The organism is Streptomyces sp. NPDC054872, from assembly GCF_053610705.1.
In genome coordinates this window covers 1-23,612 of the sequence record NZ_JBSGYY010000030.1, presented here as the reverse complement: position 1 = coordinate 23,612, position 23,612 = coordinate 1, and the positions used below count along the sequence as shown (strand labels likewise).

Below are 23,612 nucleotides of genomic sequence, written 5' to 3'. Positions count from 1 at the left end.
CGAAGGGTCCGTACGAGGGGGGGCCGTCCATACGAGAGGGGGGCCGTACTGGGGTCAGAACCTCCCGCCCCCGCCCATCCGCCCCCGGGTCCCCCCGCCGCCGAAGCTTCCGGGGCCGCCTCCGCCGAAGCCGCCCCCTCCGAAGCCGCCTCCGCCCATCCCGCGGCCCCCGCCTCCGAAGAGCTCGCCGAGGATGATGCCGCCGAGGACCGCGCCGCCCATGCCGCCGCCGCGCCCGCCACCGCCTCCGTAGGGGTTGCCGTAGCCGCGTACGTCGCGTTCCGCGAGCTGCAGGGCCTGGCGGGCCCGGGCGTCGGCCTGCTGGGCCTCGGCGAGCGCGGCGGGGGCGTCGGTGTCCTGGGCGGCCTCCGCGCCCGAGAGGTGCCGCTGGGCCTCGGCCAGGCGGGTCCTCGCCTCGCTGCCCACCCCGCCCCGGTGGGTGTCGATGAAGTCCGCCGCCGTCCCCACGGCGCTGCGGGCGGTGAGCAGGGCCTGACCGAGGAGGGCCGTGGCGCGGCGGCTCGTGACTTCGCGTTCGCGGGCGCCCTTGAGGGACTCGTCCAGGACCGTGTCGGCCTCCTCCACCCGGCGCAGGGCGTCGATCGGGTCGTGCGGGCCCGCCGCCATCGCCTTGCGGACCTCGGAGACCACCGTCTCCGCACGGGCGATACGGCCGTGCAGATCGGCCGTGGAGGCTCCCGCCGAGGTGCCTTCGAGGAGACCGCGCGCCTCGGCGAGGTCGGTCTCCGTCTCGGTGAGCGCGGCGGGCAGCTTCTCCGCGGCCAGCGCGAGCTCGGCGGCGAGGCGGTCGACGGCGTCCACGAAGGTGCCCGCCTGGTCGACGGCGCCTTCGGCGGCACGCAGGTGCACGGCGGCCTTGCCGTTGTCGCGCGCGTCGATGGCCTGGCGGGCCTCGTTCAGGTGGGTCGTGGCGAAGACGAGCCGGTCCTTGGCCTGCTCGACGTGGCCGATGACGGGCGCCGACGCGGACGGCGCGTACTGTTCGCGGATCTTGCCGAGCGTGGTCTCGGCGGCGGTGGTGCGGCCTGTGACGTCCCGGAAGGTCTGCTCGGCGTGGTTCAGGGCGCCTGACACGTCGCGTTCGAGGGCGCGCAGTTGGTCGAAGCCCGCGGCTTCCGTGTCGAGGCGGCGGCCGGCCTCGGTGCAGCGCGCGATGATCTCGTCGAGCATCGTGCGCCGGGTCGCGTCGTCCTCCGGGTAGGCGTCGTCGAGCTGCTGGCGCAGCTTGAAGGCCGTCGTCAGCTCGGAGCGTGCGTACGCGAGCGCGTCCGTGAAGGGGCGCACGGCCTCGTCGCCGAACTGGGCGGTCGCGAAACCGAGTTCCTCCGCGCTGGTGCGGATCGCGTCGTCGGTCTCCACCAGGAGCCGTTTGCTCTGCTTGTCGAGTTCGGGGAGCGGGGTCTGCTGCCAGCCCTCCGCTCCCTTTCCCCAGCTGCCGCCACCGGGCGTCGTACGGGTATGGGTGCGCTTCTTCCGCCGCCCGTACGCGACCGCCGCGAGGGCGCCCGCGCCGCCGACCACCACGATGGGCAGCACGAGGTCCCCGGCAGCCGTCTCGTCACCGCTGCCGCCGCCTCCCGGGTCGGCGGCTCCCGGGGTGATGGCCGGGGTGGGGACGGGCCGTCCGGCGAGCGCCGCGCTGTAGCCGTCCGCGGCGCCGATGGCCGCGCCCGCCCAGTCGTTCTGCCGCAGCGCGGGCTTGATCGCCGTGGTCGCGACGTCCTGGAGCTGGGCCTCGGTGAGCCGGGAGCCGACGTCGGCGGAGTAGGCGTACTGGCGGTCGTGCGTGGCAACGGCGAGCAGCAGGTCGTCCAGGCCGAGCCCGTTGCGCTCGGCCGTGGCGTCCGCCCAGTCCTGCGCGCCGCGACCGGAGAAGTCACGCACGTAGACGACGAAGAGCTGGAGGCCGCGGTCGTCGTAGAGCTGGTCGAGCGCCCGCTCGGTGGAAGCCTTGCGGTCCCCGAGGGCGCCCACCTTGTCGGTGATCTGCCCGTCACGGGAGAGCGTGACCGGATCATCGGCCGGGGCGGCGAGTGCCACGGGGGCGGACAGGAGCAGCAGGCACCACGCGAGCAGTGCGGTGGCTGCCGCTGTCGCCCGCACGGCCAGGTGCGAGGACGGCGTCACATTTGGGAGCGTATGACCGTCTTCGGGGGTGCGCGACCGGGGGATCGGGCGGCGCCTCCAGTGCCCTCTGAGACCCAGCGCCGCCCGGCCCTACGCCCAGCACCAGTTCCACCACCGCCCGGCCCTACGCCAGCACCAGTTCCCCCGCCGGGCTCTACGCCGGCCATTCCACCGTCGCCGGGCTCTACGCCAGCACGAGTTCCACCGCCGCCTCCAGCCACCGCACCTCGTCCGGCCCCAGCGTCGGATTCGCCGCCCGTCGTGCTCGGGCCTCCGCGAGGTGGGTGCCGGCCGTGGCCCTGACGTCGACCGCCGCGTCCGTCAGGAGGGTGGCCAGGGCGATGCGTGACCCTGCCGCCTCAGGCCTGCCGCTCACCGCGACCTCCGCGAGGATCAGCGCCGACATCGCCCAGTCGAGTCCGGGCGCCCCCTCCTCCGAGGTGGTCCAGTCGATCACCACGGGGCCTTCCGGCGTGAGGATCACGTTCTCCGGGTGGAGGTCGAGGTGCAGGACGCGGTCCGTGGGTGAGGTGGACGAGCGGGCAGGCAGGGCGTGCAGCGTGTGCAGCAACCGGGCGAGGATCACGGCAGCCTCCTCCGGCGTGATCGCGCCCCGCATCGCGGCCTCCGCCATGGTCGGCCCCGCGAGCCGCCCCATGACCAGGTCGGTACGCGGCGCCCCGGGCTCGGCCGGACGCACCGGCGGTACGGGATACCCGTGCTCCGACAGATACGTCATGACGGCGGCCTCGTCCGTCGCGTCGGTCCCGTCCCGGTAGCGGCGCAGCACCCAGGTGTCGTCCAGCGCGAAGACATCCGCGGTGCGACCCGAGCCGAGCAGTCGATCAGTCGTCCCCATCCCGGGAGCGTAAGCCGCCTCCTGTTCCAGCGCAGCGAGACTGCGCCTCACCCCGCGAACTCCACCTCCGGGTACCGCTCCGAAGGCCCGTCCAGGAGGTGATCGTCCCGGTCTCGCAGCCATCGGTCGAAGAACGACCTCGTGTACGCCCGCTGCGCGGCCACCGCCTGGCTCGGGTCGACCGTGCCTATGTGCTTCTCGATCACCTTCTGGTCCACCCCGGCCTGCGGGAGCAGCGCGGCGAGGTCCGTGTACGTCTGGTGCGTCGAGCCGCGCAAGGTCAGGTTCCGCTTCCAGCCGGTCGAGTGGGACCAGAACGCGCGCCACGACGGTTCCGTCGTACGGTCACTGCCCTGCCGGCCCATGAGGAGGAAGGGGCCGTTCAGACCGTGCCGGGCCACCGGCGTCAGATTCGTGCCGTTCGGCTCGGGGTTGTTCTCCAGGGTGCCGTCCATGTTGAGGCCTGCCTTGACCCGGTCGTCCTCGTACATGGTCTCGGCCGCCGCGATGCCGCCCGCCGACTGGCCGAACATGCCGACCCGCTTGCGGTCCACGACCTTGGAGAGGCCGTTCGGCAGGGAGCCGAGGCGATCCATGACGAATTTCGAGTCCGCCACCCGGACGTCCAGGACCTTCTTGAGGAGCGCGGGCAGCGCTTCGTCCTGTTCCGCTTCCGCCAGTGCCTCGCGGAGCGGGGTGTCGTCCTTGACCGAGCCGTCGGGGAACTGCACGCCCGGTGCCTCGTAGGTGTGGTCGAACGTCACCACCACATAGCCGTGGCTCGCGAGCTCCTCGACCGCTGACGTGCCCCATGTGCGTGGGTCGTTGGCGCCCGCCGCGTACAACAGGACCGGGCGTCGGCCTCCGCTCCTGTCGGCCGGCGCTCCCTCCCGTGCGTGGGTGCGCAGGGCGGCGAAGTCGATCGCGTCCTTCGGTATGCCGTGGGGCGACGCGGCGTTCCAGCGCGCCGCCGCTCCCGGCGCCATGTACGGAGCGAGACGGTGCCCGGCGCCGCCGCCCGCCCTGCCCGCCGCCGGATACCAGACGCTGATCATCAGCTCCCGATACGGAACGGACTTCACCCACGGATCGTGCCGTGAGGTGTCGACGACGCGGGTCGACACCGTGCCGATCCGGTGCGGTCCCGTGGGTGCGGGGAGCTGCGCCTGGACACCTCTGCGCTCCGCCTGCGCGGGGGCAGGAGCGGCGGCCAGTGTCGCCGCCGCCAGGCCGACCGCCGCGAGACCGAGCACCGATCGCCGGGTCACCGCCGCACGCGCTTCCGAACGAGTCACAGCCGAGGAAGAGTTCATGCCTCCATGCTGATCTCGCCCCAGCCCCGTGACCATGGGGGAAATCTCGACTCTTCGGCCTGGGGGATTACCCCCAGGCCCGCTCCGGACCCGCCACAGCTCCAGCCCTACAGCCCCTCAGTTCTCCCCGCGCCGCCGAATCTTGTTCCCGAGCCACACCAGCGGATCGTACTTCCGGTCAACTGCGCGCTCCTTCAAGGGAATCAACGCGTTGTCCGTGATCTTGATGCCCTCCGGGCACACCTCCGTACAGCACTTGGTGATGTTGCAGTACCCGAGCCCGTGTTCCTCCTGAGCGGCCCGCTTGCGGTCGATGCCGCTCTCCGCGGCCGCGTCCAGCGGATGCATGTCCAGCTCCGCGACCCGCATCAGGAAGCGCGGCCCGGCGAAGGCCGCCTTGTTCTCCTCGTGGTCACGCACCACATGGCACGTGTCCTGGCACAGGAAGCACTCGATGCACTTGCGGAACTCCTGGGAGCGGTCCACGTCCGCCTGTTGCATGCGGTACTCGCCCGGACCGAGACCCTCCGGCGGCACGAAGGCCGGTACCTCCCGTGCCTTCTTGTAGTTGAAGCCGACGTCCGTCACCAGGTCCCGCACCACGGGGAAGGCCCGCAGCGGTGTCACCGTGATGACGTCCTCACGGCCGAACACCGACATCCGCGTCATGCACAGGAGGCGCGGCCTGCCGTTGATCTCCGCCGAGCACGAACCGCACTTGCCCGCCTTGCAGTTCCAGCGCACCGCCAGGTCCGGGGCCTGGGTCGCCTGTAGGCGGTGGATGATGTCGAGGACGACCTCGCCTTCGTTGACCTCGACCTTGAAGTCCTCCAGGTCGCCGCCCCCGACATCCCCGCGCCAGACCCGGAACCGGGCGTCGTAGGACGTGCTCGAAGGACTCGGCGTAGCGGTACTCACTCGAAAAGCTCCTCTTCGGCCAGGTACTTGACCAGCTCTTCCTTCTCGAAGAGAGCAAGCAGGTCGTCTCGGATGGGCTCGGTGGTGACCCGCACCAGGTCGATCTGACCGCGTACGGGGTCCGTCGCCGCCAATCCGCCCGACGGGTCGGTGAGTTGGCAGAGCAGATTGGCGCGACGCCATGCGCGGTTCATGCCCGGATGGTCCTCACGCGTGTGCCCGCCGCGGCTCTCCGTGCGCTCCAGGGCGGCCCGCGCCACACACTCGCTGACGAGGAGCATGTTGCGCAGGTCGAGCGCGAGGTGCCAGCCGGGGTTGAACTGGCGATGCCCCTCGACGCCGGCCCGCCGTGCCCGCACCCGCAGCTCCGCCAGCTTCTCCAGGGCCTGCTCCATCTCGGCCTCGCGGCGGATGATGCCGACCAGGTCGTTCATCGTCTGCTGGAGTTCCTGGTGAAGGGTGTAGGGATTCTCGGGCGTCGCCCCGGCCTCGGGCCCCTCCGCGCTGAACGGCCGCAGCGCCTCGGCCGCCGCCGTGTCCACGTGGACGTCGTCGATCAGCGGCCTGGCGCCCGTCCCGGTGAGCCCGGAGGCGTACCGCGCCGCGTGCAGCCCCGCCCGCCGCCCGAAGACGAGCAGATCGGAGAGGGAGTTGCCGCCGAGCCGGTTGGAGCCGTGCATGCCGCCCGCGACCTCGCCGGCCGCGAACAGACCCGGTACGCGTCGTGCCGCGGCGGTGTCCGACTCGACCGCGATGCCGCCCATCACGTAGTGGCAGGTCGGCCCGACCTCCATCGCCTCGGCGGTGATGTCGACGTCCGCGAGCTCCTTGAACTGGTGGTACATGGAGGGCAGTCGGCGCCGGATGACCTCGGCGGGCATGCGCGTCGAGACGTCCAGGTAGACCCCGCCGTGCGGTGAGCCGCGGCCCGCCTTCACCTCGGAGTTGATGGCGCGCGCCACCTCGTCGCGGGGCAGCAGCTCAGGGGGGCGGCGGTTGTGGTCGGGGTCCTCGTACCAGCGGTCGCCCTCCTCCTCCGACTGGGCGTACTTCTCCTTGAAGACGTCCGGTACGTAGTCGAACATGAACCGCTTGCCCTCGGAGTTGCGCAGCACCCCGCCGTCGCCGCGCACCGACTCGGTGACCAGGATGCCCTTCACCGAGGGCGGCCAGACCATCCCCGTCGGGTGGAACTGCACGAACTCCATGTTCAGGAGCGGCGCTCCGGCGAGCAGGGCGAGCGCGTGCCCGTCACCCGTGTACTCCCACGAGTTGGACGTCACCTTGAAGGACTTGCCGATGCCACCGGTGGCCAGGACCACGCTCGGCGCCTCGAGGACGAAGAAGCGGCCGGACTCGCGGTCGTAACAGAACGTGCCGCTGACCCGCTCGCCCTCCTTGAGGACGCGGGTGACGGTGCACTCCTGGAAGACCTTCAACCGCGCTTCGTGGTCGCCGAATTCGCGTTCGTCCTCCTGCTGGAGGGCGACGATCTTCTGCTGGAGCGTGCGGATCAGTTCGAGGCCCGTCCGGTCGCCCACGTGCGCGAGGCGGGGGTACTCGTGCCCGCCGAAGTTGCGCTGGGAGATCCGCCCGTCCGCCGTACGGTCGAACAGGGCGCCCCAGGTCTCCAACTCCCATACGCGATCGGGAGCTTCGCGCGCGTGCAGCTCGGCCATCCGCCACTGGTTGAGGAACTTGCCGCCGCGCAGGGTGTCGCGGAAGTGGACCTGCCAGTTGTCGCCGGAGTTCACGTTGCCCATGGAGGCGGCGATACCGCCCTCGGCCATCACCGTATGCGCCTTGCCGAACAGGGACTTGCAGATCACAGCGGTACGGGCGCCCTGCTCACGTGCCTCGATCGCGGCGCGCAGGCCCGCCCCTCCGGCTCCCACCACGACAACATCCCACTGCTGCCGCTCCACTTGAGACATCAGAACAACCTCGGATCGTCGAAGACGCCGGACGCGATCAGATACACGTAGAAGTCGGCGAGCGCCACACTCACCAGAGAGGCCCAGGCAAGAAGCATGTGACGGGCATTCAGCTTTCCGATCCACTGCCACATGCGGTAGCGGACGGGATGCTTGGAGAAGTGCTTGAGCTTGCCGCCGACGATGTGCCGGCAGGAGTGGCAGGAGAGGGTGTACGCCCAGATCAGCACGATGTTGACCAGGAACACGAGTGTCCCGAGGCCCATGTGACCCCACTCGTAGTGCTCATCGCGGAACGAGAGCACGGTGTCGTACGTGAGGATGCCCGCCACCGGAACCGCCGCGTAGAAGAAGTAGCGGTGGATGTTCTGCAGGATGAGAGGGAAACGGGTCTCTCCGGAGTACTTCTTGTGCGGCTCGGCGACCGCGCAGGCGGGCGGTGAGGCCCAGAAGCCGCGGTAGTAGGCCTTGCGGTAGTAGTAGCAGGTCAGGCGGAAGCCGAGCGGGAAGATCAGGATGAGGAGGGCGGGGGAGAGACCCCACCAGCTGCCGAAGATCTCCCAGTTGGGGCCTGACCGCATCGGCTCGCAGTTCTCGGCGAGGCAGGGCGAGTAGAACGGTGAGACGTAGGGCGCCGCGTAGTAGTCCGCGTTCGCGAAGGCCCGCCACGTCGAGTAGACGATGAAGGCGAAGAGACCGGCGGCGGTCGCCGCGGGCGCGAGCCACCAGCGGTCGGTCCGCAGATGGGCAGCACTGATCGCGGCGCGCGTGGCCGCTCGTACGCCGCCGGGATCCTGACCGCTTTTCAGATGGGGTTCCGTGCCAGTGGCCAACGAGGCTCCACTCCTTTGTCCTCAGATCGGCGGTCCTCAGTGCGACGGTTCTTCGGTGGGGCGGTCCTCGGTGCGATGCTCCTCAGCGCGGCGGTGCTCGGATCGGTGCTGCTCAGGGCGGGTGCGGCAGCTCAAGGGGCGCGCCGGTCGCTCGCGCCCAGGCCCTCGTCGTCCGAGTCCGTCCACAGCGAGCTGTCGTACGGCGCGTCGGGGATGGTGACCAGGTCGGGCCGCTTCGCCGGGGCGGCGGCGGGACCCTGGGCCGCGGCGCTCAGGAACGCGACGCTCTCGCGCAGACGGTCGGCATCCGTGCGGACGCGGCGCACGTCGATCCCGGCAAGACCGCCCCGGGAACCCTCGCCGACCTGCTGCTCCAGCTTGCCGACGGTGCGGACCAGATCGTCGACGCATCGCTGAACAGCCGTCAGATCATCCTGCAGAGCCATGACTTGCCCTCACTTCAGGGGTGCGGCGGCAACGTTCATGCGCCTGCGAGTGTCGCGCGTCACATCCCGGCTTGTGAAGGGATCTGCAGGGATTCCCGTCTCGTACGCGCTGAAATGCGCCGGGTGTACGCCGCCGCCGCGACCGTGCCTCCGGGCGCGGGCCGAGGCTTCGTCACGCTGGGTCACGCGTGGTTGGGCCGCACGAGTGGGATCTGAGGGCCCCACGCCGTGTCGCTCCCGTGTGCCGGGTCCCGTCCCCTTCAGTGGATCGATAGATGTGATCAGCTCCATATACCGCCAAACGTGATCAAACCCGGCCCGGTCCTGGTAGCGGGCGGCCGGGCGAGCCCCGGAGGTACCCGTCATGTCCCCAGACCGCGCCAGACTGAGATCTGCCGTGTTCCTCGCCACGGGCGTGCTAGCCCTGCCCGCCCTCGCCGCCTGCAGCTCCCAGGACGAGGCGGGCACCCCGACCGCCGGCCAGGACATCGCGCCCGCGTCCCGGGATCTCGTCGCCGACGGCGGGACCATGAACTGGGCCGTCGAGTCGATGCCGGAGACCCTCAACTCCTTCCAGTCGGACGCGGACGCGGGCACGTCACGGATCGCGGGAGCCGTCCTGCCGTCGATGTTCCGTCTCGACGCGCAGGGCAGGGCGGAGCGGAACACCGATTTCCTGGAGTCGGCCGAGGTCGTCGAGCGCGAGCCCAAGCAGGTGGTGCTCTACAAGCTCAACCAGCAGGCGGTCTGGAGCGACGGCCGGGAGATCGGCGCCGATGACTTCGCCGCGCAGCAGCGCGCCCTGTCCGGGAAGGACAGCGCGTACTGGACGGCGCGCAACGCGGGCTACGACCGCATCGAGAAGATCGAGCGCGGCGCGGACAACCTGGAGGTGCGTGTCACCTTCGACAAGCCGTACGCGGACTGGCGTTCACTCTTCTCGCCGCTGTACCCGAAGGAGGTCATGGGCACTCCTGACACCTTCAACGACGGTGCGCGGCGCAAGCTCAAGGTGAGCGCGGGTCCGTTCGCGGTGCAGGACTTCGACAGCAAGGCCGACGAGGTCACGCTGGTGCGCAACCCGCGCTGGTGGGGCAGGCCGGCGAAGCTCAACCAGCTGGTCCTGCGCGAGGTGCCGCGCGAGAAGCGGGCCGCCGCGCTCGCCGAGGGCAAGGTCGACCTCGCCGAGATCGACGCCCCCGAGGCCCGGCGCATCACGAACGCGGCCCGTGACAAAGGTGTCCAGGGTCCGCTCGGCCATGGCCCCGAGGCACACCTGACCCCCGCCAAGGCGCTGCGGTCCTGGGCGGTCGCCCACGGCTCCGACGAGGAGGCGGCCGACACCGAGCAGCACGCCCGCAAGCGGACCGACAAGGCGATCAAGAAGTACGCCACCGAACAGTCGGGCCTGCGCGGCTACACCGTCCGCAAGTCCCTCGAACCGGCCTACACCCAGCTCGCCCTCAACGGCACCGAGGGCCCCCTCGCCGACGACCGGGTGCGGCGCGCGGTGGCCAGGGCCCTCGACCGCAAGGAGCTCGCCAAGGCGGTCCTCTCGCCGCTCGGCCTGCCCGCCGAGCCGGTCGGCAGCCACCTGGCCCTCGCCGGCCAGCACGCGTACGCGGACAACAGCGGGGCCCTCGGTGACCAGGACACCGCGGAGGCGCGGGCGCTGCTCGCCGACGCGGGGTGGACGCCGGGCGGCCCGCTGAAGGAGCCGAAGGGGAAGACGGCCGGGGGTGAGGCAGACACCAAGAAGGCCAAGTCCGACTCGGCCTCGGACTCGGATTCCGGCTCCGACGCGGACTCCGATTCCGAGTCGGGTGACGACGGCACGTACGTCGTCGGCGAGGACGACCAGAAGCCGGGCGACAGCGGCACCTCGGTGCTCGCGCCCGCTCCGGCGGCGGCCTACCAGCGGGCCGCGCTGACCCGCCAGGCGGCATCCCTCACCGCTCCCGGTGAGGCGGACAAGGAAAAGAAGAAGGACCCGGGCGGGCACGCCAAGCAGCACGCGGAGAAACGTGCCGACAAGCAGGCCGCGAAGGGCGGTGCGCCCGGCGCGTACGCCCCCAAGGGGACCGCGGCGCCGGCCGCCACCGCCGCGGCGGGCGGCCCCATGGCCAAGGACGGCAAGCCCCTCACCCTCCGTTTCGTCCTGCCGTCCGGTGACGGCTCGGAGTCGCTGCGGACCGTGGCCGACCGGATCTCGCGGATGCTGGAGAAGATCGGGATCCGTACGGAGACGGCGAAGGTCGCCGACGAGAGCTACTTCAAGGACCACATCGCTTCCGGGCAGTACGACCTCGCCCTCTACTCCTGGCCCGCGACGGCCTTCCCGGCCACGGACGCGCGCCCGATCTTCGCCAAGCCGGTGCCGGCCGCGGACGGATCGCTGAACGTCGAGCAGAACTACACGCGGGTCGGTACGGATCACATCGACCAGTTGTTCGATCAGGCGATGGGGGAGCTGGACGAGGACGAGAGCCGTGCGCTGGTCAAGAAGGCGGACGCCCGCATCTGGGCCGAGGCCGGTTCCATTCCCCTCTATCAGCGCCCGCAGCTGATGGCGGCCCGGACGAATCTCGCGAACGCGGGGGCGTTCGGATTCCAGGTGCCGAACTACGAGGACATGGGCTTTCTGAAGCAGGGCGCCAAGCCCGCGGCAAAGTAGCTCCGCTGCCCGCCGCAAAGTAGCTCCGCCGCAGGTCAGGCTCAGATTCCCCTCAACTCCCTTGCCCGCCGACACGCTCGGCGGGCAAGGTCGTCACCACCCATTGACCTGAACATTTCCCCTCACGTACACATCCCTCCGAGGCAGTCGACGGCCAGACCCCCCACACTTGCATGAGCAGGGAGCGCCGTCCCGGCGCCCCGCCAGCCGCGTATGAGTGCTAAACCCCAGGTCAGGCCCCCCGCCAGGCCCCCGCGGAGGTCTCCTCCGCGTAAGGGACGTAGACTGGGGTGAGGCCGTGGCGTGTTCTGCCCGGCAGGGCACGCGTGCCGGACCGTACGCGCGGCCATCCACTCTTCCCGGGAGAAGCGCAGCTCGTATGCCCACGCGCCATGACATTCGTAATGTTGCCATCGTCGCCCACGTCGACCATGGCAAGACCACCCTGGTCGACGCCATGCTCAAGCAGGCCGGCTCCTTCGCCGCGCATGCGGCAGAGTCCCTCGACGACCGCATGATGGACTCGAACGACCTGGAGCGTGAGAAGGGCATCACGATCCTGGCCAAGAACACGGCCGTCAAGTACCACCCCAAGGATGGCGGCGACGTCATCACCATCAACATCATCGACACCCCCGGCCACGCCGACTTCGGTGGTGAGGTCGAGCGCGGCCTGTCGATGGTGGACGCGGTCGTCCTCCTCGTGGACGCCTCCGAGGGTCCGCTGCCCCAGACCCGCTTCGTCCTGCGCAAGGCCCTCGCCGCGAAGATGCCGGTGATCCTCTGCATCAACAAGACGGACCGCCCGGACTCCCGCATCGCCGAGGTCGTCGACGAGACGTACGACCTCTTCCTGGACCTGGACGCGGACGAGGACCAGATCGAGTTCCCGATCGTCTACGCCTGCGCCCGTGACGGCGTCGCCTCGCTGACCAAGCCGGAGGACGGCACCGTCCCGGCCGACAGCGAGAACCTGGAGCCGTTCTTCTCCACGATCCTGGAGACCGTCCCGGCCCCGAAGTACGACGAGGACGCGCCCCTCCAGGCCCACGTCACGAACCTGGACGCCGACAACTTCCTCGGCCGTATCGCGCTGTGCCGCGTCGAGCAGGGCGAGCTGCGCAAGGGCCAGACCGTTACCTGGATCAAGCGTGACGGCTCGCAGTCCAACGTCCGCATCACCGAGCTGATGATGACCGAGGCGCTCACCCGCAAGCCCGCCGAGAAGGCCGGCCCCGGTGACATCTGTGCCATCGCCGGTATCGCGGACATCATGATCGGCGAGACCCTCGCCGACCCCGAGAACCCGATCGCGCTGCCGCTCATCACGGTCGACGAGCCGGCGATCTCCATGACCATCGGCACCAACACCTCGCCGCTCGTCGGCAAGGGCGGCAAGGGCCACAAGGTCACCGCCCGCCAGGTGAAGGACCGCCTGGACAAGGAGCTCATCGGTAACGTCTCGCTCCGTGTCCTGGACACCGAGCGTCCCGACGCCTGGGAGGTCCAGGGCCGTGGTGAGCTCGCGCTCGCCATCCTGGTCGAGCAGATGCGCCGCGAGGGCTTCGAGCTGACCGTCGGCAAGCCCGAGGTCGTCACCAAGCAGATCGACGGCAAGACGTACGAGCCGATCGAGCGCATGACGATCGACTCGCCCGAGGAGCACCTCGGCGCCATCACGCAGCTGATGGCGACCCGCAAGGGCCGCATGGAGACGATGACCAACCACGGCTCCGGCTGGATCCGCATGGAGTGGATCGTTCCGTCGCGTGGCCTCATCGGCTTCCGTACGGAGTTCCTGACCCAGACCCGCGGCACCGGCATCGCGCACTCGATCTTCGAGGGTCACGAGCCGTGGTTCGGCGACCTGCGCACCCGTCACAACGGCTCGCTCGTCGCGGACCGCTCGGGTTCGGTCACGCCGTTCGCGATGGTCAACCTCCAGGAGCGCGGTGTCATCTTCACCGAGGCCGGCACCGAGGTGTACGAGGGCATGATCGTCGGCGAGAACTCGCGCGCCGACGACATGGACGTGAACATCACCAAGGAGAAGAAGCTCACCAACATGCGTGCGGCTTCCGCGGACACGACGGAGAACGTCGTGCCCGCGCGCAAGCTCTCGCTCGAGCAGTCCCTGGAGTTCTGCCGCGACGACGAGTGCATCGAGGTGACCCCGGAGACCGTGCGTATCCGCAAGGTCGTCCTGGACCAGAAGCAGCGCGGCCGCACCGCCTCGCGCGCCAAGCACGGCTAACGACCTGGCAAAGCCCGGCCAAATCTTTCGGCCGGGCTCGTCGGCGGCGCAACTGCCGCCGACGACCGGCGAATTCGGCATCTGAGGCCGGTTTCCGCCCTTCCTCCGGGAAGAGGCGGGGGCCGGCCTTCGTGCATCTGCGGGGTTCACCCCCTTGCGGGGCCCTCAGGGGCACTACGCTGGCCCGGGCCCCGGGGGTGGCGGGTTTCCCGCCGTCGCGACTCTCCGCGCATCTACGCGCGTCCACAGAGCCGCCCCCGAAGACGCCACGAGTCGGCTCCGGCGCGGTCCGCCGCAACCGGTTTTCCTGGACCATCTGTCCGGAATGCGGACGGCGTTGACCGTTAGATGTGTAACACGTCCGTTTCGCAACCATCTATCTCGGATCGGTTTGTCCGGATTTTGGAAGTTGTACGCACCAGGTGTGATTGAACCGAGACCAAAAGAGTGTGGTCGGGCGGTACCTCATGGCTAATAGTTGACCGCGTATAGCTCGGGTCAATGGGTCACGCGCTGTGGGGAGCGCCGACTCACGAGCACACTGGGGTACTTCGATCAACGCGCCGTCAGGGGTGTCGGCGCGGATTCCTGTACCCCCTCTTGTAGTGAACCAGTGGACTCATGAGGAGGAACCCCATGCGTGGTGCCAAGAGCGCCAAGTGGGTCGCGATAGCGGGTGTCGTGGCGCTGACGGCAACGGCCTGTGGTGGCGGCGACAGCGACAGCGGCAACAGTGGCAAGGTCGACCCCAAGGGGATCGTCAGCTACGCCAACGGCGAGCCGCAGAACGCCCTGCAGCCTTCCAACACCATGGAGGCGTACGGCAGCGTCGTCATCGACTCGCTCTTCACGGGCCTGGTCCACTACGACAAGCAGGGCAACATCACCTACGAGAACGCCGAGTCGGTCACCCCCGACAAGGACTCGAAGGTGTGGACCGTCAAGCTGAAGTCGGGCTGGAAGTTCCACAACGGTGAGGCCGTCACCGCCAAGTCGTACGTGGACGCCTGGAACTGGGCCGCTGACCCGGCCAACGGTCAGCAGAACAGTGCCTGGTACCGCGACATCGTCGGCTACGACAAGGTCCACCCCGAGAAGGGCAAGGCCAAGTCGAAGGCGATGGAGGGCCTGAAGGTCGTCGACGACAACACCTTCACCATCACGCTGAACAGCGGCATCCCGTACTACGCCTACAAGCTCGTCTACGCGCCCTTCTACCCCCTGCCCTCGGCAGCGCTGAAGGACCCGAAGAAGTACGGCGAGGCGCCGGTCGGCAACGGCCCGTACAAGTTCAAGAGCTGGGACCACAAGAAGTCGATCCAGGTCACCGCCTGGCCGCAGTACAAGGGCTCCAACAAGCCCAAGAACGGCGGCGTGAACTTCAAGGCGTACAACAAGGACACGGCCGCGTACGCCGACCTGAAGTCGGACAACGTCGACTCCATGCCGATCGTGCCGAACAGCGAGATCGCCAACTTCAAGCAGGACTTCGGCGACCGCGCCATCGAGCAGGACTTCTCGGCGATCAACACGGTCAACTTCGCCTTCTACACGAAGCAGTGGAAGGACGTCGACGTCAAGGTCCTCCAGGGCCTGTCGATGGCGATCGACCGCGACACCATCGCGAAGACCGTGTTCAACGGCACCCGTGAGTCGGCCACCGGCTGGGTCGCCAAGGGCGTCAAGGGCTACCAGAACGACGCCTGTGGCGAGTTCTGCAAGTTCGACGCCAAGAAGGCCAAGCAGTCCATCAAGGACGGCGGCGGCGTTCCCGGCAACAAGATCCAGATCCAGTACAACGCCGACCAGCCGCACAAGGACTGGGTCGTCGCGGTCTGCAACTCGATCACCAACGCGACCGGCGTCAAGTGCGTCGGCGACCCGGTGACCGACTTCGCGGCGGACACGGAGATCCGTGACCAGAAGAAGGTCAAGTCGATGTACCGCTCCGGCTGGGTGCTCGACTACCCGTTCAACGGCAACTTCCTCGCCGACCTCTACGGCACGAACGTCGACGGCAACAAGGGCGGCTTCTCGGACAAGAAGTTCGACGCGCTGACCAAGAAGGCCGACTCGGCCAAGACGATCGAAGAGTCCGCGAAGCTGTACCAGCAGGCCGAGAAGCAGCTGGTCAACACCTTCCCGGGCATCCCGCTCTGGTACAACAAGACGCTCTCCGCGTACTCGAACAACGTGAAGAAGATCGAGTTCGACCAGGCCGGTGACCCGATCCTCACCGAGGTCGAGGTCTTCGAGAAGTAGCAGTCGCCGGAGTCCCGTATCCGTGAAGCGACGCCCGGCGATCCCGGGCGTCGCTTCACGGACGGCTCCGCAATGGACGGAGGCACCACCATGGGGCGTTACGTCGCGAGGCGACTGCTCCAGATGATCCCGGTCTTCATCGGGACAACCCTGCTGATCTTCCTGATGGTCAACGTGCTGCCCGGTGACCCGGTCGCGGCACTCTGGGGAGACAAGCCGCCAGACCCTGCACAGGTGGCGCAGATCAAGCACGACCGCGGGCTCGATCTGCCGCTGTGGCAGCAGTATTTCCACTACATGGGCGGTTTGCTGCAGGGCGATTTCGGCAACACCATCGCCGGTAACCGGCCGATCCTCGACGAGATCACGCAGGCCTTCCCGGTCTCCATGCGGCTCGCCGCCATGGCCTGGACGTTCGAGCTCGTCGTCGGCATCAGCCTGGGCGTGCTGGCCGGTGTGAAGCGAGGACGCATCCTCGACAACTCGGTGACGCTCTTCACGCTCCTCGTGATCTCCGTGCCGATCTTCGTGTTCGGCCTGTTCCTGCAGCTGATCTTCGGCAACCAGCTCGGCTGGGTGACCCCGACGGTCCAGGACTCGGAGAACTTCGGCGAGCTGATCCTGCCGGCCCTCGTGCTCGGCCTCGTCGGTCTCGCGTACGTGGCGCGGCTGAGCCGCACCTCCATCGCCGAGAACCGGCAGGCGGACTACATCCGTACGGCTGTCGCCAAGGGGCTGCCGCGCAAGCGGATCATCACCCGGCACCTGCTGCGCAACTCCCTGATCCCGGTGGTCACCTACCTCGGCACGGACATCGGCACCCTGATGGGTGGCGCGGTCATCACCGAGGGCATCTTCAACGTGACCGGCGTCGGAAATCTGCTCTACCGAGCGTTGTTCCAGCGCGAGGGAGCAGTCATCGTCGGAGTTGTCACCGTCCTGGTGATCGTTTACCTCCTCGCCAGCCTGCTCGTCGACCTGCTTTACGCGGTCCTGGACCCGAGGATCCGTTATGCCTGACATCACCAAAACCGCCGCCGCGGACGAACAGGCCGTCATCGCCGCGGACGTGGCCGCCGTCGCCGACGCGGGCGAGGCGCCCGGCAAGCCGCGCAGCCTCTGGGACGACGCGTGGCGCGACCTGCGCCGCAGGCCGCTGTTCCTCATCTCGTCGGCGCTCATCCTGGTGCTGCTGCTCGTGGCGGCCTTCCCCGGCATGTTCACCAGCGCGAGTCCGAGTTCAGGCGACCTGACGAACCACTTCCTGCAGAAGCCCAACCTCGGTCACGTCTTCCAGCCGGACTGGTTCGGCTACGACCGCCAGGGACGCAGCGTCTACGCGCGAGTGGTCTACGGCGCGCGCAACTCGATCATGGTCGGCCTCGGCGTGACCATCCTGGTGACCTTCTTCGGCGGCCTGATCGGCATGCTCGCGGGTTACTTCGGCGGCTTCTGGGACAGCCTGCTGTCCCGGCTCATCGACGTGTTCTTCGGCATCCCGTTCCTGCTCGGCGCCATGGTCGTGCTGAACGCCTTCACCGAGCGCAACGTCTGGGTGATCACGGGCGCTCTGGCCTTCCTCGGCTGGACCCAGATCGCCCGCGTCATGCGTGGTGCGGTGATCACCACGAAGCACTCGGACTATGTGGTGGCGGCACGCGCCCTCGGAGCCGACACCAAGCGGATCCTCTTCCGGCACATCCTGCCGAACGCCATCGCCCCGGTCATCGTGATCGCGACCATCGCGCTGGGAACGTACATCGTCGCCGAGTCGACGCTGTCCTACCTGGGCCTCGGCTTCGGTGACGACGCGCTCTCCTGGGGCGGCGACATCTCCGACGCCCTCAGCGACATCCGGAACAACCCGCACACGCTGATCTTCCCCGCCGGGATGCTCAGCATGACTGTGCTGGCGTTCATCATGCTCGGCGACGCCGTACGCGAAGCCCTCGACCCGAAGCTGCGCTGAGGGAGGCGTAAATGACCAGCATCGACATCAAGGAAGACTCGGTTCCCGCCCCCCGCTCGGGCGAGGAAAAGAGCGGCAGGCTCCTGGACGTCCGGGACCTGCACGTCGAGTTCCACACCCGCGAAGGTGTGGTCAAGGCAGTCAACGGCGTCAACTACAGCGTGGACGCGGGCGAGACGCTCGCCGTCCTCGGTGAGTCCGGTTCCGGCAAGTCCGTGACGGCCCAGGCCATCATGGGCATCCTCGACATGCCGCCGGGGAAGATCCCGCAGGGCGAGATCCTCTTCCGCGGCCAGGACATGCTCAAGATGTCCAACGAGGAGCGCCGGAAGGTCCGCGGCCGCAAGATCGCGATGATCTTCCAGGACGCCCTGTCGTCGCTCAACCCCGTGCTCTCGGTGGGCTACCAGCTCGGCGAGATGTTCCGGGTGCACGACGGGCTCAGCCGCAAGGCGGCCAAGGCCAAGGCCATCGAGCTGATGGACAAGGTCAAGATCCCGGCCGCCAAGGAGCGGGTGAACGACTACCCGCACCAGTTCTCCGGCGGTATGCGTCAGCGCATCATGATCGCGATGGCGCTCGCCCTGGAGCCGGACCTCATCATCGCCGACGAGCCCACCACGGCTCTCGACGTGACGGTCCAGGCGCAGGTCATGGACCTGCTCGCGGAGTTGCAGCGCGAGTACAACATGGGCCTGATCCTCATCACCCACGACCTCGGCGTGGTCGCCGACGTCGCGGACAAGATCGCGGTGATGTACGCGGGCCGGATCGTCGAGACGGCCCCGGTCCACGAGCTCTACAAGCGCCCCGCGCACCCCTACACGCGCGGTCTGCTCGATTCGATCCCCCGGCTCGACCAGAAGGGCCAGGAGCTCTACGCGATCAAGGGCCTGCCGCCCAACCTGCTCCACATCCCGTCCGGTTGTGCCTTCAACCCGCGCTGCCCCAAGGCCGAGGACATCTGTCGTACGGACGTCCCGCCGCTGGCGCGGGTGACGGAGCGGGACGGCGCGGAGCTGCCGGGTCGCGGCAGCGCGTGCCACTTCTGGAAGGAGACGATCCATGGCTGAGCCGCTCAAGAAGACGGATGAGCCGAAGGACGCGACCCCGAACGTCTCCGAGGTGGAAACGGTCGACGCGGCCACCGCCGAGGAGGCCGTCGCGGCCATCGAGGCACCGGTGGAGCGCGGCGAGCCGATCCTCCAGGTCCGCAACCTGGTCAAGCACTTCCCGCTCACGCAGGGAATCCTGATCAAGAAGCAGATCGGCGCGGTCAAGGCGGTCGACGGCATCTCGTTCGACCTGTACCAGGGCGAGACGCTGGGCATCGTGGGCGAGTCCGGCTGTGGCAAGTCCACGGTCGCCAAGCTCCTGATGACCCTGGAGCGCGCCACGGCCGGCGAGGTCTTCTACAAGGGCCAGGACATCACCAAGCTGTCCGGGCGCGCGCTGAAGGCGGTCCGCCGCAACATCCAGATGGTGTTCCAGGACCCGTACACGTCGCTCAACCCACGTATGACGGTCGGCGACATCATCGGGGAGCCCTTCGAGATCCACCCCGAGGTGGCTCCCAAGGGCTCGCGCCGCCAGAAGGTCCAGGACCTCCTGGACGTGGTGGGCCTCAACCCGGAGTACATCAACCGCTACCCGCACCAGTTCTCGGGCGGTCAGCGCCAGCGCATCGGCATCGCGCGCGGTCTGGCCCTGAACCCCGAGATCATCATCTGCGACGAGCCGGTCTCGGCCCTGGACGTCTCCGTCCAGGCCCAGGTCATCAACCTGATGGAGAAGCTGCAGGACGAGTTCAACCTGTCCTACCTCTTCATCGCGCACGACCTGTCGATCGTCCGGCACATCTCGGACCGCGTGGGCGTGATGTACCTCGGCAAGATGGCGGAGATCGGCTCCGACGAGCAGATCTACGAGCACCCGACGCACCCGTACACGCAGGCGCTCCTGTCCGCTGTCCCGGTGCCGGACCCGGAGGCTCGTGAGGGCCGCGAGCGCATCATCCTCACCGGTGACGTGCCGTCCCCCGCGAACCCGCCCTCGGGCTGCCGCTTCCGCACCCGCTGCTGGAAGGCCGAGGAGAAGTGCGCGGAGGAGACCCCGCTGCTCGCGATCCCGCAGCGGTTCGCGGGCCAGGACACTCCGGCGGCGCATGAGTCGGCGTGTCACTTCGCGGAGGAGAAGAACGTCGTGCACGCGGCGTAGTCTCTGCCTCGGCTCGGCCGTACGTCATGGGGGCGCCCGGAACCAATCGGTTCCGGGCGCCCCCATTTTCGTGCGTAACGTCCGGGCGCCGCCGAGCGTGTTCAAGTCAGCAGCGGAACCTAGGGACGGACGGGGGACGATGACGAGACGGCCGGAAGATGCTTCGGGAGACGCGGGTCGCGCCGCGGAGTTCGACGCGTTCTACGCCGCCACCGCCAAGAGGCTGGTCGCCACGGTCTACGCGATGACCGGTGATCTGGCGGAGGCGGAGGACGCGGTGCAGGAGGCGTATGTGCGGGCCTGGCAGCGGTGGGAGCGGCTGACGCGGGAAGGGGATCCGCTGCCGTGGGTCAGGACGGTGGCGTCCAGGCTCGCGATCAGTACGTGGCGCAGGACGCGGAACCGGCTGCGGGCGCAGTTGCGGCACGGGGTCCCGGCGGACGTGCCCGGGCTCTCCGCCGACCGGGTGGCGCTGGTTGAGGCGCTGCGGGAACTGGCGCCGCAGCAGCGGCAGGTGGTGGTCCTGCATCACCTGCTCGACCTCCCCGTGGAACAGGTGGCCCGGGAGACGGGCGCGTCCAACGGGGCGGTCCGCACCCGGCTGAGCCGGGCCCGCAAGGCGCTGGGGGAGCGCTTGAGCGACACGACTGCATTCACCGCGGAAGGGGCGGCCCACCATGGCTGAGGTCGAAGAACTGCTGGACGACGTGACGGTGCGGATGGCGAGCGGGGCCGAGCTGCGCGCGCGGGGCGGGAGGCGGACCGCGCGGCGGCGGGTCGCCGGGGGAGTGGCTGTCGCGGCGCTGGTGGCGGGAGCGCTGACGTGGGGCGTGGCCTCCGGGGGGATCGGCGGTGACGGCAGGGAGGTGCGGCCCGCGGCCACGCCGACGGTGAACCCCTTCATGGTGGGCGGGGTCGTGCGGCTCCTGTCGCCCGAGCTGATGCCGCAGGCCGACAAGTGGCAGTGGAAGAGCATGGAGGAGGAGGTGATGGTGGACCTGCCCCTGCCGAAGGTGGGCGGCGACAACAGCTGCCCGGGATCGGGCGCCGGGCGGAAGGCGCCGAGCCAGGTCCAGTACGGCACGGAGTACTACAGCGCCAAGGGCGCCAACGCCAGGCAGCGGGTCACCGAGTACGACAGCGCGTCCGTCGCGGCGGACGAGGTGTCGCTCCTGCGCGACGCACTGACCGCATGCGGTCTGCGGGAGCACGCTGACGGGCCGGACCCGTACTGGTCAGGCACCACGGAGTCCTCCTCGCGGCTCCGCGTCAGCGTCGAGCGGTGGCGCGGCTGGGTGTCCGTGGTGGAGGTCGAGGTGGAGGGGCGGGATTGACGGGGCTGACGGGGCGAGCGGGGCTACTCAGCCGTCGGCGTCCCCCGGCTTTCCGTAGCGCCGGAACGCGGCGGTCTCCACCGTCCAGGGTCCGAACGGCACCTTGTCGCCGAAGATGTACGGCTCCTTGTTCCCGTACCGGCCGGCGCAGGGCTCGGAATGCACTTCGATCGTGCCGGTCCGTGGGTCGACGATCATGTAGTGATCGATGCCCATGGCGGGGTACTCGGTCAGCTTCTCGCCGTAGTCGTTGTTCGAGTTGGACGGGGAGACGATCTCGATGACGGCCAGCACCTGCGTGGCGTCGACGGCGATGCCCTCCTCGTCCAGCGCGGCCTCGGGGATCACGAGGGCGTCGGGGCGGCGCATGCGGCCGATCGAAGGGTGCTCGATCGCTGGGCCGTTCGCGCAGATGTGTCCGGGATGGGTGGCAAGGAGCTGCTTGTTCAGCTGCTGGCAGATGCGATAGACGGTGCCCTCGTGGCGCTTCGAGGGGCACATCATGGCGAGTATCGGGCCGGAGGGGCCGATCTCGACATTCCAGGTTCCCTCAAGGCGCTCGGCATAGGCGCCGAGTTCCTCGGCGATCGCGCGCATCTTCGCGTAGTCCATGGTGCGAGGGTAGCGAGAGCGCATCCCGCTTCCCCGCCCCTCGCTCTCTCCGTGCAGCGGCATCCGAGGGTTTTGCCGGTCCTACTAGCCCTGGAAAGCCGCTGTGGAGATGCGGAGAGCTACTCATTGGGGTGTATTTGGGCCTAAGTCAGACTTAGGCCTGAAAGGGAGGCTCTCCATGCGTGGAGCCACGCACGCCAAGTGGGCCGCATGCGCGGTGACCGTCGCACTCGCGGCGACCGCCTGCGGTGGAGGCGGGGACAGCGGCGGTGGCGGCGACGGCTCCGGGATCGTGGGGTCCTCCTGGGGTGATCCGCAGAACCCGCTGGAGCCCGCCAACACCAACGAGGTGCAGGGCGGCAAGGTCCTCGACATGCTCTTCCGGGGTCTCATGCGGTACGACCCGAAGAGCGGCGAGGCGAAGAACATGGTCGCCGAGAAGATCGACACCAAGGACTCGCAGAACTTCACGGTGAAGATCAAGGACGGGTGGAAGTTCAGCAATGGTGAGGCCGTCACCGCGAAGTCCTTCGTCGACGCCTGGAATTACGGCGCGCATCTGAAGAACAACCAGAAGAACGCCTACTTCTTCGGCTACATCGAGGGCTACGAGGACGTCCACCCGGAGAAGGGGGACGCCAAGGCCGACAAGCTCTCCGGGCTCAAGGTCGTCGACGACACCACCTTCACGGTCAAGCTCACGCAGAAGTTCTCCACCTGGCCCAAGACCCTCGGCTACCCGGCATTCGCGCCGCTGCCCAAGGCGTTCTACGACGACCACGACGCATGGCTCGCCAAGCCGGTCGGCAACGGCCCGTACACCGTGGACTCGTACGCCAAGGGGTCCAAGATGTCCCTGCGGAAATGGGACGGGTACAGCGGTACGGACAAGGCGAAGAACGGCGGTGTGGATCTCAAGGTCTACACCGACAACAACACCGCCTACACGGACCTGATGGCGGGCAATCTCGACCTCGTCGACGACGTGCCTGCCTCGCAGCTCAAGAACGCCAAGAACGATCTGGGTGACCGCTACATCAACACCCCCGCCGGCATCATCCAGACGCTCGCCTTCCCCTTCTACGACAGCAAGTGGTCGAAGGCCGGAATGGAGAAGGTCCGCCAGGGACTCTCCATGGCGATCAACCGCGAGCAGATCACCGAGACCATCTTCCAGAAGACCCGCACCCCGGCCACCGACTGGACGTCACCGGTGCTCGGCGAGGCCGGCGGCTACAAGTCCGGGCTCTGCGGCGACCCCTGCAAGTACGACGCGGACAAGGCGAAGAAGCTGATCGCGGACGGCGGCGGCATCCCCGGCGGCACGCTGAAGATCACGTACAACGCGGACACCGGCTCGCACAAGGAATGGGTCGACGCCGTCTGCAACTCCATCAACAAGGCACTCGGGAACGACAAGTCCTGTGTCGCGAGCCCGGTCGGCACCTTCGCCGACTTCCGCAGCAAGGCCTCCCAGCAGAAGCTGGACGGCGCCTGGCGCGCGGGCTGGCAGATGGACTATCCGCTGATCCAGAACTTCCTGCAGCCGCTGTACTACACGGACGCCCCGTCGAACGACGGCAAGTGGTCCGACAAGAAATTCGACGAGCTCGTCGACAAGGCCAACGCCGAGACCGACACCGCGAAGGCCGTCTCCACGTTCCAGGACGCCGAAAAGGTGCTCGCCGAGCAGATGGCGGTCATTCCGCTCTGGTACCAGAACGGCAGCGCCGGCTATTCGGACCGGGTCTCCGACGTGGAGCTGAATCAGTTCAGCGTTCCGGTCTACAACGAGATCAAGGTCAGCTGAGGCCAGGGAGCGGTCATCCGGCGCGGCAC

The 23,612-nt window shown here is 68.6% G+C and carries 18 protein-coding genes; 10 read left to right on the top strand and 8 right to left on the bottom strand.

Going from position 1 to position 23,612, the window contains the following annotated elements; genetic code table 11:
- Positions 1 to 54 precede the first annotated feature (54 nt).
- The 7 genes from ACWGIH_RS30255 to ACWGIH_RS30225 all read right to left on the bottom strand — a co-directional run bounded on the left by ACWGIH_RS30255 (position 55) and on the right by ACWGIH_RS30225 (position 8,451).
- Positions 55 to 2,148, bottom strand: coding sequence for a TPM domain-containing protein (locus ACWGIH_RS30255; RefSeq protein ID WP_453448317.1), 2,094 nt, complete (start codon positions 2,146 to 2,148; stop codon positions 55 to 57).
- 184 nt (positions 2,149 to 2,332) lie between these two features.
- A complete protein-coding gene (locus tag ACWGIH_RS30250; protein WP_453448316.1) occupies positions 2,333 to 3,007 on the bottom strand; it encodes a phosphotransferase in 675 nt (224 codons plus the stop codon).
- Positions 3,008 to 3,054: 47 nt separating this feature from the next.
- Complete coding sequence (locus ACWGIH_RS30245; RefSeq protein WP_453448315.1) at positions 3,055 to 4,275, bottom strand: hydrolase; 1,221 nt, start codon at positions 4,273 to 4,275, stop codon at positions 3,055 to 3,057.
- Positions 4,276 to 4,437: 162 nt separating this feature from the next.
- Entirely contained in the window at positions 4,438 to 5,238 is an 801-nt protein-coding gene (locus ACWGIH_RS30240; RefSeq protein WP_453448314.1) for a succinate dehydrogenase/fumarate reductase iron-sulfur subunit, read from the bottom strand.
- Complete coding sequence (locus ACWGIH_RS30235) at positions 5,235 to 7,172, bottom strand: fumarate reductase/succinate dehydrogenase flavoprotein subunit (protein WP_453448313.1); 1,938 nt, start codon at positions 7,170 to 7,172, stop codon at positions 5,235 to 5,237. Before ACWGIH_RS30235 ends, ACWGIH_RS30240 begins: the two co-directional genes overlap by 4 nt.
- Positions 7,172 to 8,005, bottom strand: a complete 834-nt coding sequence (locus ACWGIH_RS30230; protein WP_453448312.1) for a hypothetical protein — start codon at positions 8,003 to 8,005, stop codon at positions 7,172 to 7,174. Before ACWGIH_RS30230 ends, ACWGIH_RS30235 begins: the two co-directional genes overlap by 1 nt.
- A 131-nt stretch (positions 8,006 to 8,136) precedes the next feature.
- Positions 8,137 to 8,451 carry a hypothetical protein gene (locus ACWGIH_RS30225; protein ID WP_453448311.1) on the bottom strand — a complete coding sequence of 105 codons (315 nt, stop codon included), beginning with the start codon at positions 8,449 to 8,451 and terminating at the stop codon, positions 8,137 to 8,139.
- 364 nt (positions 8,452 to 8,815) lie between these two features.
- Here ACWGIH_RS30225 and ACWGIH_RS30220 point away from each other — a divergent pair, with 364 nt between their 5' ends.
- The 9 genes from ACWGIH_RS30220 (at position 8,816) to ACWGIH_RS30180 (ending at position 21,161) form a co-directional block, all read left to right on the top strand.
- Positions 8,816 to 11,125, top strand: coding sequence for an ABC transporter family substrate-binding protein (locus tag ACWGIH_RS30220; protein WP_453448310.1), 2,310 nt, complete (start codon positions 8,816 to 8,818; stop codon positions 11,123 to 11,125).
- A gap of 379 nt (positions 11,126 to 11,504) precedes the next feature.
- Positions 11,505 to 13,379, top strand: a complete 1,875-nt coding sequence (gene typA / locus ACWGIH_RS30215) for a translational GTPase TypA (RefSeq protein WP_365820180.1) — start codon at positions 11,505 to 11,507, stop codon at positions 13,377 to 13,379.
- A 636-nt stretch (positions 13,380 to 14,015) separates the two neighbouring features.
- Positions 14,016 to 15,641, top strand: a complete 1,626-nt coding sequence (locus ACWGIH_RS30210; protein ID WP_453448309.1) for a peptide ABC transporter substrate-binding protein — start codon at positions 14,016 to 14,018, stop codon at positions 15,639 to 15,641.
- Between the two features lie 90 nt (positions 15,642 to 15,731).
- On the top strand, positions 15,732 to 16,661 hold the full coding sequence (locus tag ACWGIH_RS30205; RefSeq protein WP_453452699.1) for an ABC transporter permease: 930 nt from the start codon (positions 15,732 to 15,734) through the stop codon (positions 16,659 to 16,661).
- A complete protein-coding gene (locus tag ACWGIH_RS30200) occupies positions 16,654 to 17,610 on the top strand; it encodes an ABC transporter permease (protein WP_453452698.1) in 957 nt (318 codons plus the stop codon). The genes ACWGIH_RS30205 and ACWGIH_RS30200 overlap by 8 nt, the downstream gene beginning before the upstream one ends.
- Positions 17,611 to 17,621: 11 nt before the next feature.
- Complete coding sequence (locus ACWGIH_RS30195) at positions 17,622 to 18,683, top strand: ABC transporter ATP-binding protein (RefSeq protein WP_453452696.1); 1,062 nt, start codon at positions 17,622 to 17,624, stop codon at positions 18,681 to 18,683.
- Entirely contained in the window at positions 18,676 to 19,827 is a 1,152-nt protein-coding gene (locus ACWGIH_RS30190; RefSeq protein ID WP_453452694.1) for an ABC transporter ATP-binding protein, read from the top strand. The genes ACWGIH_RS30195 and ACWGIH_RS30190 overlap by 8 nt, the downstream gene beginning before the upstream one ends.
- Before the next feature lie 139 nt (positions 19,828 to 19,966).
- A complete protein-coding gene (locus ACWGIH_RS30185) occupies positions 19,967 to 20,512 on the top strand; it encodes a SigE family RNA polymerase sigma factor (protein WP_453452693.1) in 546 nt (181 codons plus the stop codon).
- Entirely contained in the window at positions 20,505 to 21,161 is a 657-nt protein-coding gene (locus ACWGIH_RS30180; RefSeq protein WP_453452691.1) for a hypothetical protein, read from the top strand. The genes ACWGIH_RS30185 and ACWGIH_RS30180 overlap by 8 nt, the downstream gene beginning before the upstream one ends.
- 27 nt (positions 21,162 to 21,188) lie before the next feature.
- On the opposite strand, the gene ACWGIH_RS30175 is transcribed toward ACWGIH_RS30180, so the two are convergent.
- Positions 21,189 to 21,773: a Uma2 family endonuclease gene (locus ACWGIH_RS30175; protein ID WP_453452689.1), complete on the bottom strand. Its 585-nt coding sequence runs from the start codon at positions 21,771 to 21,773 to the stop codon at positions 21,189 to 21,191.
- 178 nt (positions 21,774 to 21,951) lie between these two features.
- Between ACWGIH_RS30175 and ACWGIH_RS30170 the strand changes: the two genes are divergently transcribed.
- Complete coding sequence (locus ACWGIH_RS30170; protein WP_453452687.1) at positions 21,952 to 23,583, top strand: peptide ABC transporter substrate-binding protein; 1,632 nt, start codon at positions 21,952 to 21,954, stop codon at positions 23,581 to 23,583.
- Positions 23,584 to 23,612: the final 29 nt, after the last annotated feature.

What these genes read in the sequence shown, in the direction of transcription:
- ACWGIH_RS30225 (WP_453448311.1), bottom strand. Translation starts at nt 8,451, where the DNA reads ATGGCTCTGCAGGATGATCTGACGGCTGTTCAGCGATGCGTCGACGAT.
- typA (WP_365820180.1), top strand. Translation starts at nt 11,505, where the DNA reads ATGCCCACGCGCCATGACATTCGTAATGTTGCCATCGTCGCCCACGTC.
- ACWGIH_RS30180 (WP_453452691.1), top strand. Translation starts at nt 20,505, where the DNA reads ATGGCTGAGGTCGAAGAACTGCTGGACGACGTGACGGTGCGGATGGCG.
- ACWGIH_RS30170 (WP_453452687.1), top strand. Translation starts at nt 21,952, where the DNA reads ATGCGTGGAGCCACGCACGCCAAGTGGGCCGCATGCGCGGTGACCGTC.
- ACWGIH_RS30220 (WP_453448310.1), top strand. Translation starts at nt 8,816, where the DNA reads ATGTCCCCAGACCGCGCCAGACTGAGATCTGCCGTGTTCCTCGCCACG.
- ACWGIH_RS30200 (WP_453452698.1), top strand. Translation starts at nt 16,654, where the DNA reads ATGCCTGACATCACCAAAACCGCCGCCGCGGACGAACAGGCCGTCATC.
- ACWGIH_RS30185 (WP_453452693.1), top strand. Translation starts at nt 19,967, where the DNA reads ATGACGAGACGGCCGGAAGATGCTTCGGGAGACGCGGGTCGCGCCGCG.
- ACWGIH_RS30195 (WP_453452696.1), top strand. Translation starts at nt 17,622, where the DNA reads ATGACCAGCATCGACATCAAGGAAGACTCGGTTCCCGCCCCCCGCTCG.
- ACWGIH_RS30235 (WP_453448313.1), bottom strand. Translation starts at nt 7,172, where the DNA reads ATGTCTCAAGTGGAGCGGCAGCAGTGGGATGTTGTCGTGGTGGGAGCC.
- ACWGIH_RS30250 (WP_453448316.1), bottom strand. Translation starts at nt 3,007, where the DNA reads ATGGGGACGACTGATCGACTGCTCGGCTCGGGTCGCACCGCGGATGTC.
- ACWGIH_RS30210 (WP_453448309.1), top strand. Translation starts at nt 14,016, where the DNA reads ATGCGTGGTGCCAAGAGCGCCAAGTGGGTCGCGATAGCGGGTGTCGTG.
- ACWGIH_RS30205 (WP_453452699.1), top strand. Translation starts at nt 15,732, where the DNA reads ATGGGGCGTTACGTCGCGAGGCGACTGCTCCAGATGATCCCGGTCTTC.
- ACWGIH_RS30190 (WP_453452694.1), top strand. Translation starts at nt 18,676, where the DNA reads ATGGCTGAGCCGCTCAAGAAGACGGATGAGCCGAAGGACGCGACCCCG.
- ACWGIH_RS30175 (WP_453452689.1), bottom strand. Translation starts at nt 21,773, where the DNA reads ATGGACTACGCGAAGATGCGCGCGATCGCCGAGGAACTCGGCGCCTAT.